Annotated in this window: 10 protein-coding genes and 6 tRNA genes; 1 reads left to right on the forward strand and 15 read right to left on the reverse strand. The window is 51.4% G+C overall.

The window, feature by feature from the left end:
• Positions 1–40 precede the first annotated feature (40 nt).
• The 5 genes from lnt to miaB all read right to left on the reverse strand — a co-directional run bounded on the left by lnt (position 41) and on the right by miaB (position 5772).
• Positions 41–1570, reverse strand: coding sequence for an apolipoprotein N-acyltransferase (gene lnt, locus LC431_RS02905; protein ID WP_223509242.1), 1530 nt, complete (start codon positions 1568–1570; stop codon positions 41–43).
• 7 nt (positions 1571–1577) lie between these two features.
• Positions 1578–2456 carry a CNNM family magnesium/cobalt transport protein CorC gene (gene corC, locus LC431_RS02910; protein ID WP_013576483.1) on the reverse strand — a complete coding sequence of 293 codons (879 nt, stop codon included), beginning with the start codon at positions 2454–2456 and terminating at the stop codon, positions 1578–1580.
• Positions 2457–2555: 99 nt separating this feature from the next.
• Positions 2556–3029: an rRNA maturation RNase YbeY gene (ybeY, locus tag LC431_RS02915; RefSeq protein ID WP_013576482.1), complete on the reverse strand. Its 474-nt coding sequence runs from the start codon at positions 3027–3029 to the stop codon at positions 2556–2558.
• A complete protein-coding gene (locus LC431_RS02920; protein ID WP_112151683.1) occupies positions 3026–4102 on the reverse strand; it encodes a PhoH family protein in 1077 nt (358 codons plus the stop codon). Before LC431_RS02920 ends, ybeY begins: the two co-directional genes overlap by 4 nt.
• Before the next feature lie 245 nt (positions 4103–4347).
• Positions 4348–5772 carry a tRNA (N6-isopentenyl adenosine(37)-C2)-methylthiotransferase MiaB gene (gene miaB, locus LC431_RS02925; RefSeq protein WP_013576480.1) on the reverse strand — a complete coding sequence of 475 codons (1425 nt, stop codon included), beginning with the start codon at positions 5770–5772 and terminating at the stop codon, positions 4348–4350.
• Positions 5773–5959: 187 nt separating this feature from the next.
• On the opposite strand from miaB, the gene ubiF reads away from it, so the two are divergent.
• Positions 5960–7144 carry a 3-demethoxyubiquinol 3-hydroxylase gene (ubiF, locus tag LC431_RS02930; protein ID WP_223509243.1) on the forward strand — a complete coding sequence of 395 codons (1185 nt, stop codon included), beginning with the start codon at positions 5960–5962 and terminating at the stop codon, positions 7142–7144.
• Positions 7145–7251: 107 nt separating this feature from the next.
• Here ubiF and LC431_RS02935 read toward each other — a convergent pair.
• The 10 genes from LC431_RS02935 to nagA all read right to left on the reverse strand — a co-directional run bounded on the left by LC431_RS02935 (position 7252) and on the right by nagA (position 13399).
• Positions 7252–7326: transfer RNA gene (locus LC431_RS02935), tRNA-Gln, on the reverse strand.
• Between the two features lie 44 nt (positions 7327–7370).
• A tRNA-Met gene (locus LC431_RS02940) sits at positions 7371–7447 on the reverse strand.
• A 92-nt stretch (positions 7448–7539) separates the two neighbouring features.
• Positions 7540–7614 (reverse strand) — tRNA-Gln (locus tag LC431_RS02945).
• A 70-nt stretch (positions 7615–7684) separates the two neighbouring features.
• Positions 7685–7759: transfer RNA gene (locus tag LC431_RS02950), tRNA-Gln, on the reverse strand.
• Positions 7760–7782: 23 nt separating this feature from the next.
• Positions 7783–7867: transfer RNA gene (locus LC431_RS02955), tRNA-Leu, on the reverse strand.
• A 7-nt stretch (positions 7868–7874) separates the two neighbouring features.
• Positions 7875–7951, reverse strand: a tRNA-Met gene (locus LC431_RS02960).
• Positions 7952–8179: 228 nt separating this feature from the next.
• Positions 8180–9844 carry an asparagine synthase B gene (asnB, locus tag LC431_RS02965; protein WP_013576478.1) on the reverse strand — a complete coding sequence of 555 codons (1665 nt, stop codon included), beginning with the start codon at positions 9842–9844 and terminating at the stop codon, positions 8180–8182.
• 361 nt (positions 9845–10205) lie between these two features.
• On the reverse strand, positions 10206–10958 hold the full coding sequence (locus LC431_RS02970; protein WP_015690266.1) for an HAD-IIA family hydrolase: 753 nt from the start codon (positions 10956–10958) through the stop codon (positions 10206–10208).
• 57 nt (positions 10959–11015) lie between these two features.
• Positions 11016–12239: an N-acetylglucosamine repressor gene (locus LC431_RS02975; protein WP_013576476.1), complete on the reverse strand. Its 1224-nt coding sequence runs from the start codon at positions 12237–12239 to the stop codon at positions 11016–11018.
• Positions 12240–12259: 20 nt separating this feature from the next.
• On the reverse strand, positions 12260–13399 hold the full coding sequence (gene nagA, locus LC431_RS02980) for an N-acetylglucosamine-6-phosphate deacetylase (RefSeq protein WP_013576475.1): 1140 nt from the start codon (positions 13397–13399) through the stop codon (positions 12260–12262).
• Between the last annotated feature and the right edge of the window lie 127 nt (positions 13400–13526).

Below are 13526 nucleotides of genomic sequence, written 5' to 3' on the forward strand. Positions count from 1 at the left end.
ACACCCGGAGGTGCCTGTTTTAGAAACAAAACGCTTGTACTCAGGATTTACGGCGACCCAACCACAGCGCAACTGCCGCCATGACTGCCGTAGCAAACCACACCGGCCACCAGCCAGCCCGGGCATAAGGTGTCATACCCGTTGTCGGTGTGACCTTCACGTTCAGCACCTGACGGGTAAACTGCGGAATTTCGTGGGTCACATCGCCCTGAGCATCAACGACGGCGGTAATGCCATTATTGGTACTGCGCAGCAACGGGCGACCCAGTTCCAGCGAACGCATACGTGCCATCTGGAAGTGTTGCCATGGGCCAATCGAATGACCAAACCAGGCATCGTTTGAAATTGTCAGCAGGAAATTAGTATCCGGTTGCAGATTGTCGCGCACCTGTTCGCCGAAGACGACTTCGTAACAAATCGCCGTGGTCAGATTCAGGCCACTGACAAACAACGGTTTCTGCACGTAATCACCACTGGTCAGCCCGGACATCGGCAAATCGAAGAAAGGTGCCAGCGGGCGAAGAATGGCTTCCAGCGGTACGAACTCTCCAAAAGGCACCAGATGATGTTTGTTGAAGCGGTTTTCGTCAGGATAGTGATAGGGCTTTTCACCGCCGAGCACGATGGCGCTGTTATACACTTTCATGCCTTCTTCATTGCGACGGGCATCGATAATGCCGGTGATTAACTGGGTGCCGTGTGAGCGGTAGATATTATCCACCATGCTCAGGAAGCCCTGCTGATCGGATTCAATATCTGAAATTGCTGATTCCGGCCAGATGATCATGCTGGATTTACCCACGTACGGGCGGCTGAGATCGAGATAGGTCTGCAGCGCACTTTCCAGCGCTTTCGGATCCCATTTCATGGACTGTGGAATATTGCCCTGAACCAGCGCCACATCGACCGTTTTATCTGGCTGTTCCTGATACCAGTGGATATAACGCAGCGGCCATGGCAGCAACAGCATGGCAACAGCGATAATTCCCGGTGTGACGCGACGCTGATGTATCGCGTACACAATCAGTCCGCTCAGCGAGGTGAGTAAAATCGTGATGCCGTCGACGCCGGTAATCGGCGCGAGGCCTTTCAGCGGACCGTCGATCTGGCTGTAGCCGAACTGTAACCACGGGAAACCGGTCAGCACCCAGCCGCGCAGGAATTCAGTAACTTGCCACAAGGCGGGCGCGCCAAGTGCCAGTTTCGGCCAGGTGGTTTTCGGCCACAGTTTGCTGAACAAGCCGGCAAACAACATCGTGTACAGCGATAAATACGCTGCCAGCAAGACCACCAGGAAAAGGTTGATCGCTTCCGGCATGCCGCCAAACGTGGCGATGCTGACATAAACCCAGTTTACGCCGCTGCCAAAAAGACCCATTCCCCAGAAAAAGCCGATGAGCGCGGCCTGAGCCGGACGACGATCGAGCGTTAATGCCAGCAGACCGCACAGCGAAATGATCGCCGCAGGCCAGAAGTCATAAGGGGAAAATGACAGCGTGCCACAGGCACCGAAAAAGAGCGCCAGCAGGGCGCGAACCCGCTGGCGTTGATATAAAGAGGCAATTGCCATGAAGTAATTATTCTTCCAGTATCGGTTGCGGCGCGTCGTCCGGTATTTTTACATGAACCTGAATGATACGACGGCTGTCAGCCATCGCAACCTTGAACAGGTAACCGTCAATTTCAATGCTTTCACCACGCGCCGGTAAATGGCCGAATGACTGCATGACCAGACCACCAATCGTATCGACTTCGTCGTCACTGTAATGGGTCCGGAACACTTCATTAAAATCTTCGATCGGTGCCAGTGCGCGGACGGTGTAGGTATGGCGGCTGAGCTGGCGGATATCCAGATCTTCTGCTTCATCGTACTCATCATCGATTTCGCCGACGATCAGTTCGAGAATATCTTCGATGGTTACCAGACCTGAAACGCCGCCGAATTCATCAACGACAATCGCCATGTGGTAACGCTGTGAGCGGAATTCCTTCAGCATGCGGTCTACGCGTTTGCTTTCAGGGACAACGACCGCGGTTCTCAGCACTTTATCTATGCTGAATGGCTCAGACTCTGTGCGCATAAACGGCAGCAGGTCTTTGGCCATCAGGATGCCTTCAATGTGATCCTTATCTTCGCTGATCACCGGGAAGCGTGAGTGTGCAGATTCAATAATGACATCGAGGCACTCTTCCAGCGGCTGGTTGCGTTTTAGCGTGATCATTTGTGAACGTGGGATCATGATGTCCCGGACGCGCTGCTCGGCGATATCCATCACGCCTTCCAGCATGTCACGGGTATCGGGGTCGATCAGATCGTTTTGTTCTGAATCACGGATCAGCTCAACCAAATCGCCACGGTTTTTAGGTTCACCGTGAAAAAGCTGGCTAAGGATAAGGGAAAAGAAGCCCTTCTTGGGACTGGGGCTGTCACTATTTTGTGAATGGTCATCGCTCATGGCGTTTGGTTTTTTTTACTCGTAGTTAGTGAAAATTATGCGAAACGCCTGCGGATGAACACGTTATCAGGCAGGCATTACGCGAGTTTACTGTGAGGCTTAGTTATCTTCTTTCTCTGAAATATACGGGTCCGGATACCCCAGACCCTGCATGATTTCAGTTTCAATCGATTCCATTTCTTCGGCTTCTTCGTCAACGATATGGTCATAGCCCAGCAAATGCAAACTGCCGTGAATGACCATATGCGCCCAGTGAGCCAGAAGTTCTTTGTCCTGCTCTTTTGCTTCTTTCTCCACAACCTGGCGACAAATAATCAGGTCGCCAAGCAGCGGCATCTCCATACCAGGAGGTGCTTCGAACGGAAAGGATAACACGTTGGTCGGTTTATCCATCCCACGATAAGTCATATTAAGTTCATGACTTTCAGGGATATCGACCAGACGGATTGTGACTTCTGATTCTTCCTGAAACTGAGGAAGAACCGCTTCAAGCCAGGTCTGGAAATCATTTTCTGACGGTAAACCTGCTGCATCTTCGCAGGCAATTTGTAAATCGAGGATTACCGTGTTCATTGACTGGCCTGTTGTGTTGAGCTGTTCTGATGTTCATGTTTACGCTCTGCGGCAATCGCATCGCGGCGTTTTTGATCTTCTTCTTCCCAGGCTTCGTACGCGACAACAATGCGCGCAACGACCGGATGACGTACCACGTCTTCACTGTGGAAGAAGTTAAAGCTGAGTTCTTCGACTGACGACAGCACTTCAATCGCATGACGAAGCCCTGATTTCTGATGACGCGGCAAGTCGATTTGCGTCACGTCACCGGTGATCACCGCTTTGGAGTTAAAGCCAATACGGGTCAGGAACATCTTCATTTGTTCGATAGACGTGTTCTGGCTTTCATCAAGGATAATAAAAGCGTCGTTCAATGTACGTCCACGCATGTAAGCCAGCGGGGCGACTTCAATAACGTTGCGCTCAATCAGTTTTTCAACTTTCTCAAAACCGAGCATTTCGAACAATGCGTCATACAGCGGGCGCAGATATGGGTCAACTTTCTGACTGAGATCCCCCGGCAGGAAGCCCAGTTTTTCACCGGCTTCAACGGCAGGGCGGGTCAGAAGAATGCGGCGCACTTCCTGACGCTCCAGCGCATCCACCGCAGCAGCCACGGCCAGATATGTTTTACCGGTACCTGCAGGACCGATCCCGAAGGTGATGTCGTGGTCGAGAATGTTGGCGATATACTGCGCCTGATTGGGCGTGCGCGGCTTCACCATGCCACGCTTGGTTTTGATGATGACCGCTTTGCCGAAGTCGGGCACACTTTCTGCTGTTTGTTCCAGCACCCGGCTTTCTTTGATCGCCAGATGAATTTTCTCAGGATCGATATCCTGGATCTCACCGCGCAGCGGCGCAGTGTCAACGTATAAATCACGCAGGATGTCGGCGGCTGCCGCAACCGGCAGGCTCTTTCCGACCAATTTAAACGCGTTATCACGACGGTTGATTTCAACGCCCAACCGGCGCTCCAGTTGTTTGATATTGTCATCAAACGGCCCGCACAGGCTCAGCAAACGCTGGTTGTCTTCGGGCTCCAGTAAAATCTCTTGTGTTACAACGTTCAAACGAATCCTCTGGGTCACTTCGGACCAGTTGTCATTTCACCCGGCTGAGTCACTGCTTTCAGCCGCCAACCATACCTGACTTAATAATACATGCCCTTGGCAAAATATGCTGCGCCGTGGCAGCAGTTGCAGGCACCGTCATCCGGATATGCGGCCTTTGCTGGAAAATTAAACCCTTATGATGAGGTTATTACCGAAAATCTCAAAAGAAACAGGACGCCGGAGCGCCCTGTTGATTTCAGGCTGTGCATCATTCTGATGGTTCAGGGTTGATATAGTCCAACGCCCAATTCATTTTCTTTGCGGGTGCGTTCGATAACTGATTGTGGTGATTCATGCAGGCGAAGCGCCATCTGTTCTTCCGTACGGACAACCACACCGCGCAGTGAGTTGGCATACACGTCGACAATTTCGACATCAACGAACTTACCAATCATGTCCGGTGTGCCTTCGAAGTTGACCACGCGGTTGCATTCGGTACGGCCGGTCAGCTCCATAATGTCCTTGCGGGACGTGCCTTCCACCAGAATACGCTGAACAGTACCCAGCGTAGCACGGCTAAAGCGCATGACTTGCTGTGTGATTCTGTCCTGTAACAGCGCCAGACGCTGTTTCTTCTCATCCATGCTCACATCATCAACCATATCTGCCGCCGGTGTGCCCGGACGCGGAGAATAGATGAAGCTGAAGCTGACGTCGTAATTCACCTGCGCAATCAAATCCATCGTGCGTTCAAAATCTTCGTTCGTTTCGCCAGGGAAACCGATGATAAAATCTGAACTGAAATGAATATCAGGACGTGCGGCGCGTAACTTGCGGATAGTCGATTTATATTCCAGCACTGTATGAGGACGCTTCATCATCGTCAGAATGCGATCGGAACCACTTTGGATCGGCAGATGCAGGAAGCTCACCACTTCAGGCGTATCTTTATAGACTTCTATAATATCATCAGTAAATTCCACCGGATGACTGGTGGTGAAACGGATACGGTCGATACCGTCAATCGCTGCCACCAGACGCAGCAGCTCAGCGAAGGTGCACACGCCACCCTCAAACGCATCGCCACGATACGCATTAACGTTCTGGCCCAGCAGGTTAACTTCACGCACGCCTTGCGCGGCCAGTTGTGCCACTTCAAACAATACGTCATCGCACGGGCGGCTGACTTCTTCACCGCGCGTATAAGGCACTACACAGAAGCTGCAATATTTGTTGCAGCCTTCCATGATGGAAACGAAAGCGGTCGGGCCGTCTGCGCGCGGTTCCGGCAGGCGGTCAAATTTTTCGATTTCAGGAAAGCTGATATCCACGACCGGGCTTTTGGTGCCACGTACGTGGTTCACCATTTCCGGTAAACGATGCAAGGTTTGCGGACCGAAGACGATGTCGACACAAGGCGCACGTTTACGCAGCATTTCGCCTTCCTGTGATGCGACGCAGCCACCCACCCCAATGATAATATTCGGGTTTTTCTTTTTCAGTAATTTCCAGTGTCCGAGCAGGCTGAACACTTTCTCCTGCGCTTTTTCCCTTATTGAGCAGGTATTCAGCAGCAGAATGTCTGCTTCTTCAGCGTTATCCGTCAGCTGGTAACCATGGGTGCTGTCGAGAAGGTCAGCCATTTTGGATGAATCATATTCATTCATCTGGCAGCCCCAGGTTTTTATGTGCAGTTTTTTAGTCATCAGCGTGTCAGTACTCAATACGGGAAACGTTAGATCGGCAGTGCCGCAGTGCATAGCATAGTTCAGGGGCGCTATTGTAAACCCTCACTCCAGTGCTGACCAGTGCAGGAAAGCAGCTTAGGCCCTGATGCCAACACAAAAATCCGGTACACTTCGCATAATGAACTGAACAGAAAGCCGGAATAAAATGAATAATTCTGAGAAGACATTTGATGCAGTCATTGTGGGTGGCGGCATGGTGGGCGCTGCCACAGCCCTGGGGCTGGCGCAGCAGGGATTGCAGGTTGCTCTGATAGAGAATGAAGAACCTGCCGGGTTTGATCCGTCAGCGCCGGCTGATTTGCGTATCTCCGCGATTGGTTGTGCGTCTGTGCGCTTTTTACAGAAACTGGGTGCGTGGGGTGCGGTTGAGAAAATGCGCTCAGTCCCATACCGCCGCCTGGAAACCTGGGAAGTTGACGGTTCTGAAGTGAAATTTGATGCGCAGTCTCTCGGATTGCCGGAACTGGGCTTCATGGTCGAAAACCGGGTACTTCAGCTGGCGCTGTGGCAACAGTTTGATGCCCTCACCAGTCTGACCCGTTTGTGCCCGGCAAAATTGCGTCACCTTTTGCAGCACGATGATAAAACCTGGTCTTTGCAACTGACTACGGGTGAATTACTGCGCACGCCACTTGTGGTCGCTGCCGATGGTGCGAATTCCCTGGTGCGGCAGTTAGCGGGGATTGGTGTGGATGGCTGGGAATACCGTCAGCACTGTATGCTGATTCATGTCGAAACCGCAACGCCGAATCAGGACGTGACATGGCAGCAATTTTTCCCTTCCGGCCCGCGGGCGTTCCTGCCGCTGTTTGATAATCAGGCCTCGCTGGTCTGGTATGACAGCCCGCAGCGTATCCGTTATCTGAAAACGCTGAATATGCAGCAACTTACGACAGAAGTGATGCAGGCTTTCCCGGCACGGCTGGGCACAGTGAAAGCAATATCCGCAGGTGCATTCCCACTGGTTCGCCGTCACGTTCAGCGTTATGTCTTACCGGGGCTGGCGCTGGTGGGTGACGCAGCGCACACCATCAATCCTCTGGCAGGGCAGGGCGTCAATCTGGGATACCGTGATGTGGAAGCGTTGTTATCGGTGCTGGAAAAGGCGCGTGACCATGATGAAGCGTGGAGCAGCGAGAAAGTCTTACTGCGCTATCAGCGTCAGCGTCGTCTGGATAATCTGCTGATGCAAAGTGGGATGGATTTATTCTATACCGCCTTCAGTAACGATCTGGCACCGGTGAAAGCGTTGCGTAATCTGGCGCTGATGACCGCACAACGTACGGGTGCACTGAAAACCAAAGCACTTAAATACGCATTGGGGATTTAATGACGTCAAGGCTGGTGGGAAAACATCTCCACCAGACCTCTATTTTTAGATAAATATTTAAAATACAGAAAAGCAAAAGGCCTGCTAAAAAGCAGGCCTTTCTAATGTGGCTGGGGTGCCAGGATTCGAACCTGGGTATGCTGGTATCAGAAACCAGAGCCTTACCGCTTGGCGACACCCCAATTTTGTTTCTCACTACCTTTTGAGTAGTGTACTGCAAATAAAATGGTGGCTACGACGGGATTTGAACCTGTGACCCCATCATTATGAGTGATGTGCTCTAACCAGCTGAGCTACGTAGCCAAATTCTACTGACTTACTTCAAAACTTCAAGCACTAATTTAACTAACTTAATAATAAATTTCAAGTGCTTACCAATTATACAGAAAGAAGTATGGCTGGGGTACCTGGATTCGAACCAGGGTATGCTGGTATCAAAAACCAGTGCCTTACCGCTTGGCGATACCCCAACAGTACAACTTCTTCAAATTGGATTTTCCTCACAACCACATCAGTACAACAATGTGAAAGGTAAGAAAATGGCTGGGGTACCAGGATTCGAACCTGGGAATGCTGGTATCAAAAACCAGTGCCTTACCGCTTGGCGATACCCCAACTGTGCTGCCGATGTCTGGAAATGGTGCGGGAGGCGAGACTTGAACTCGCACACCTTGCGGCGCTAGAACCTAAATCTAGTGCGTCTACCAATTTCGCCACTCCCGCAAAAAGATGGTGGCTACGACGGGATTCGAACCTGTGACCCCATCATTATGAGTGATGTGCTCTAACCAACTGAGCTACGTAGCCATCTTTTTTCGCGCTACCTTCATCGGCGTTGCGGGGCGCATTATGCGTATATGACCGTTTTGCGTCAACACCTTTTTTGGAGAAAAAGGCCTGACGGCGTCCATTTGTCTGGCTTATAACCACTCTGGTGATTAATTGGACAAAAGACATTATTTTTACTGACTTTACCCATTAAAAAACGGGCCTGAAGAGGCCCGTTTGCTACAAGGATATTTACCGGTAAATCGGTTATTTATAAGCGGACTGATGCACGCCAACGGCACGGCCAGAAGGATCGTCCATGTTTTTGAACGCTTCGTCCCATTCAATAGCTTTCGCTGAAGAACAGGCCACTGACGGCCCGCCAGGCACACATTCAGCCGCGCTTGGCACCGGGAATAACTCTTCAAAAATCGTACGGTACAGGTAGCCTTCTTTCGAGGTCGGCGTGTTGTACGGGAAACGGAAATGTGCAGTTTCAAGCTGTTGATCGGTGATCTGCTGAGAGGCCACTTCTTTTAAGGTATCGATCCAGCTGTAACCTACGCCATCAGAGAACTGTTCTTTCTGGCGCCAGGCCACGCTGTGTGGCAAATAAGACTCGAAACATTCACGCAGGATATGTTTCTCCATCTTGCCGTTGCCGCACATCTTGTCTTTCGGGTTGATACGCATCGCGACGTCGAGGAATTTTTTGTCCAGGAACGGGACGCGGGCTTCCACACCCCAGGCTGACATGGCTTTGTTGGCACGCGCACAGTCATACATATGCAGGGCCAGCAATTTACGCACGGTTTCTTCATGAAATTCTTTGGCGTTTGGCGCTTTATGGAAATACAGGTAGCCGCCCAACACTTCGTCTGCGCCTTCGCCAGACAACACCATTTTGATGCCCATCGCTTTGATTTTACGCGACATCAGATACATTGGCGTTGATGCACGGATAGTCGTGACGTCATACGTTTCAATGTGATAGATAACATCGCGGATAGCATCCAGACCTTCCTGCACGGTGAAGTGAATTTCGTGGTGCACGGTGCCTAAATGGTTGGCGACTTCCTGAGCAGCGCGCAGGTCCGGTGAACCTTGCAGACCGACGGCAAAGGAGTGCAGTTGCGGCCACCAGGCTTCGCTCTGATCTTTATCTTCGATACGGCGGCCGGCAAATTTCTTGGTGATGGCGGAAATCACGGAGGAATCCAGACCACCGGACAGCAGCACGCCGTAAGGCACGTCAGACATCAGGTGACTTTTTACCGCTTCTTCCAGTGCATCTTTCAGCGCCGCAGCGTCGGTCACATTGTCTTTGACGTTTTCGAAGTCAAACCAGTCACGCTGGTAGTATTCGCGAATTTCACCGTCCTGGCTCCACAGATAGCTGCCTGCCGGGAATTCTTTGATGGTGCGACAAACCGGCACCAGCGCTTTCATTTCTGAAGCGACGTACATGTTGCCGTGTTCGTCGTAGCCCATGTACAGCGGGATAATGCCCAGATGGTCGCGGCCAATCAGGTACGCGTCTTTTTCTGTGTCATACAGAATAAAGGCGAACATACCTTGCAGTTCATCGAGGAAGGCAGGGCCTTTTTCCTGATACAGCGCCAGAATGACTTCACAGTCAGATGCGGTCTGGAATTCATACTTGTCGCCCAGTTCTGCGCGCAAAGCCTGATGGTTGTAAATTTCGCCGTTCACAGCCAGAACGTGGGTGTGTGCTGCGTTGTACAAAGGTTGTGCGCCGTTGTTCACGTCGACAATGGACAGACGCTCATGCGACAGAATGGCTTTATCGCTGGCAAACACACCGGACCAGTCGGGTCCGCGGTGACGCATCAGGCGCGACAGTTCCAGCGCTTTTTTGCGCAGCTCGACAGCGTCAGTTTTGATATCGAGCACACCGAAAATTGAACACATATGACTTTCTCCCTAACGACCTTTCTCTGGCTGTTATTTTTATGATTACGAATGAGGATCAACGTTGCCGTTCTTTCAGTTTTAGCCCGGCGTTGTTGCGTTGCTGACTATGAAAATGCGTCAAAACCCCTATGTTGTGCAAGCGGTTTAACGCTCTTCTGATAAATAGTTGGTTGATGGTGGGTGATCTTTGATGAATCACCAGTTTTATGGCGATTCTATTAGCGGATTATTAATTTAATCGCCAAAAATTGAGGAGGATTCAAAAAAAGAGAAAAGTGGATAAAAATCAGACGGCAAGACAAAAAAAAAGAGCCTGAATAAAGATCCAGACTCGTTTTCAGGCAGTGGCCGGAAACGCTTAAATCACGTCGATATCGGCAACTGAAGGGTAAATCCAGGTCGGACGGAAAGGCATTCCCTCAATATCGTTGAGCGTGGAAACGCCAGTCAGCACCAGAACGGTTTCCAGACCTGCCTGGAAGCCCGCCAGAATGTCAGTACGCAGATTATCCCCCACAATGACGGTATCTTCGGAATGCGCCTGCATTTTATTTAACGCCGAACGGATAATCCACGGACTCGGTTTGCCGACATAAAATGGCTGGCGTCCGGTAATTTTTTCGATCGGTGCACACAATGCGCCGCAGGCAGGAACAAAACCGTGTCCGTGGTTATCAGGATTTGTCGCGATAAAGCGCGCGCCGTTTGCCACGAAATAGGCGGCTTTATGGATCATGTCCCAGTTATAAGAACGGGTTTCTCCGACAATCACGAAATCAGGATTGATATCGGTAATGGTAAAACCGGCTTTATAGAGTTCATGAATCAGCGCACCTTCGCCGACGACATAGGCTTTTTTGCCTTCCTGACGTTTGAGGAAATCGGCTGTGGCCATCGCAGAGGTGAAAAATGCACTTTCAGGCACGTCGAGACCGGCAGCGCCGAAGCGGTTTGCCAGATCCTGTGCTGTCTGGGAAGGGTAGTTAGTGAGAATAACCAGAGGCATTCCCTGTTCCTGAATCCGCGCCAGAAAACGATCGGCGCCAGGTACTGCGGTATTGTCGTGCAACAGCACGCCATCAATGTCACAAATTACGTTCTTTATCGTCATAATTTCCAAACCCACATTTTCAGTCCCATTCCTGGCAGCCAGATACTATAGCACGTCTTAATTTTCCATCAGACGCTGTAACAGAACGCCATTCAGCATCGCCCGTTTAACCAGGGCAAACGCACCAATCGCTGACTGATGATTCAGGGCAGAGGTCACTACCGGTAAATTACGGCGGAAATCTTTCAGAACCTGCGCATTAATGCAGTTCTGAATTGCCGGAAGCAGAACCTTATCGGCTTCGGTGATTTCGCCGGCAATCACGACTTTTTGCGGGTTGAACAGATTTATCGCGATCGACACACCTTTACCCAGCTGGCGGCCAACGTGTTCGATGACTTCGGTTGCCAGCGGATCGTGGCGGTTGGCCGCTTTGCAGATCGCCGAAATTGAACAGTCATTCAGACTCAGCTTGCTGGCGTAGCCTTGCGTCAGTAAATGGCGCACCCGATTTTCGATGGCAGCGTTAGCCGCAACGGTTTCCAGACAGCCGAAATTACCGCAGTGGCAGCGTTCGCCCAGCGGGTCGATCTGAATATGGCCGATTTCACCGACGTTGCCGTTACTGCCGAGAAAAATCTGGCCGTTAACGATGATTCCGGCACCGGTACCACGGTGTAAACGAACCAAAATGGAGTCCTGACAGTCGCGGGTTGCACCGAAGTAGTGTTCGGCAAGCGCCAGACTGCGGATATCGTGGCCGACAAAACTGGTGACTTTAAACCGGGCTTCCAGCGCATCGACTAATTTCCACGCGCCCACGCTGATATGCGGCATATAGCGCACGATGCCTTTATTCGGATCGACCAGCCCCGGAAGGATGACGGAAATGGCAATCAGTTCGCGGATTTTGCGCTGATTCAGTTCAATGAATTGCTGGATAGCCTCGAACAGCGCGTTCTCCAGGGTTTCCTGGGTGCGTTCGGGCAGGGCGTAATGTTGTTCGGCCAGCGATTTTGCGCTGAGATCATAAAGCGTAATCGTCGCATCATGGCGACCAAGACGTACTGCGATGGTATGGAAAGGGCGGGTTTCGGTGATGATAGAAATAGCGCGGCGCCCTCCGGTGGAAGCCTGCTGATCAACTTCTTTAATCAGCCCGCGCTCAAGCAATTGTCGGGTAATTTTGGTCACACTGGCGGGCGCTAACTGACTCATGTCAGCAATCTGAATGCGCGAGATGGGACCTTGTTGGTCAATCAGGCGGTAAACCGCCGCGCCGTTTAACTGCTTAACCAGATCAACGTTGCCGATTTGTGCCTGCTGTCCGCCAGTTGTCATCAATGCTGTTATCCGCTCAATTAAACTTCGTCACCATTAACGATAGTTTTTGTGATTTTAAAATCATGAGTGAACGCGGTGAGGTTGGCGACTTTACCTGCTTCGATGCTGCCCAGTTGGTCTTCAACACCAATGGCGCGTGCCGGATAAAGCGTTGCCATACGCAGCGTTTCGTCCAGTGCGATGCCAACATGTTCGACGCTATTTTGTACCGCTTCGATCATCGTCAGCGCAGAGCCGCTCAGTGTTCCGTTTTCGTCCACACAGAGTCCGTCACGGTAGTATATTGTTTTACCGGCAAAAATGAACTCATCAATATTCGCGCCAGCCGGAGCCGTTGCGTCAGTGACCAGCACCAGCTTCTCGCCTTTGAGCTTTTTCGCATTGCGAATATTCGCCCAGTCAACGTGAAGACCATCAGCAATCACGCCGGTATAGACTTCTGGCGTATCGAAGATTGCACCAATAAGACCAGGCTGACGGCCCGTGATGGCTGGCATTGCATTATAAAGGTGCGTAGCAAAGCTGATACCTGCGGCAAAACCGGCACGGGCTTCAGCATAGGTGGAATTTGAATGGCCTGCGGAAATCACTATTCCTGCATCACGCATCTGGCGGATATATTTTGCATCAACCTGTTCGGGTGCGAGCGTCAGTTGGGTGATCACGTCCGCGTTTGCACACAGAAAATCAATCATCGCGCTGTCTGGCAGGCGGATAAAGGCCGGGTTGTGCGTGCCTTTTTTCAGCGGGCTGAGGTAGGGTCCTTCAAGGTGCAGACCCAGTGCCTGGTTCGGATACTTTTCCAGATAGGTGCGCATCACGCTGATACCGTGTTTCATGTAGTCGTCGCTACAGGTAATCAGCGTCGGTAAGAAACTGGTACAGCCGGATTTTTCATTGGCTTTCTGCATGATTTCTAACGTTTCTACTGAAATCGCTTCCAGTGAATCGTTGAATTGCACGCCGCCACAACCATTAAGTTGCAGATCGATAAATCCGGGGGCAAGAATGGCGCCATCCAGACTGCGGGTTTCCACATTCGCCGGCAATTCACTTACCGGGCAGACACGTTCAATTTTGCCATCGGCAATGACCACCGCGTGGTTATCCAGAACGTCATGACCGGTATAGACCCGGCCGTTCACTAAAGCGTACATCATGCCCCCTAGTACGTTTGCCCTTCTCCAGTCACGCTGCTGCTGCGTTGGCGGCCTCACTCACTCCGGTCACTTACTTCAGTAAGCTCCCGGAGATTCGCTCGTTGCCGCCTTGCCGCAACCCGAC

This window comes from Rahnella sp. GSA61A, from assembly GCF_019969905.1.
In the GTDB taxonomy this organism is placed as follows: domain Bacteria; phylum Pseudomonadota; class Gammaproteobacteria; order Enterobacterales; family Enterobacteriaceae; genus Rahnella; species Rahnella aceris.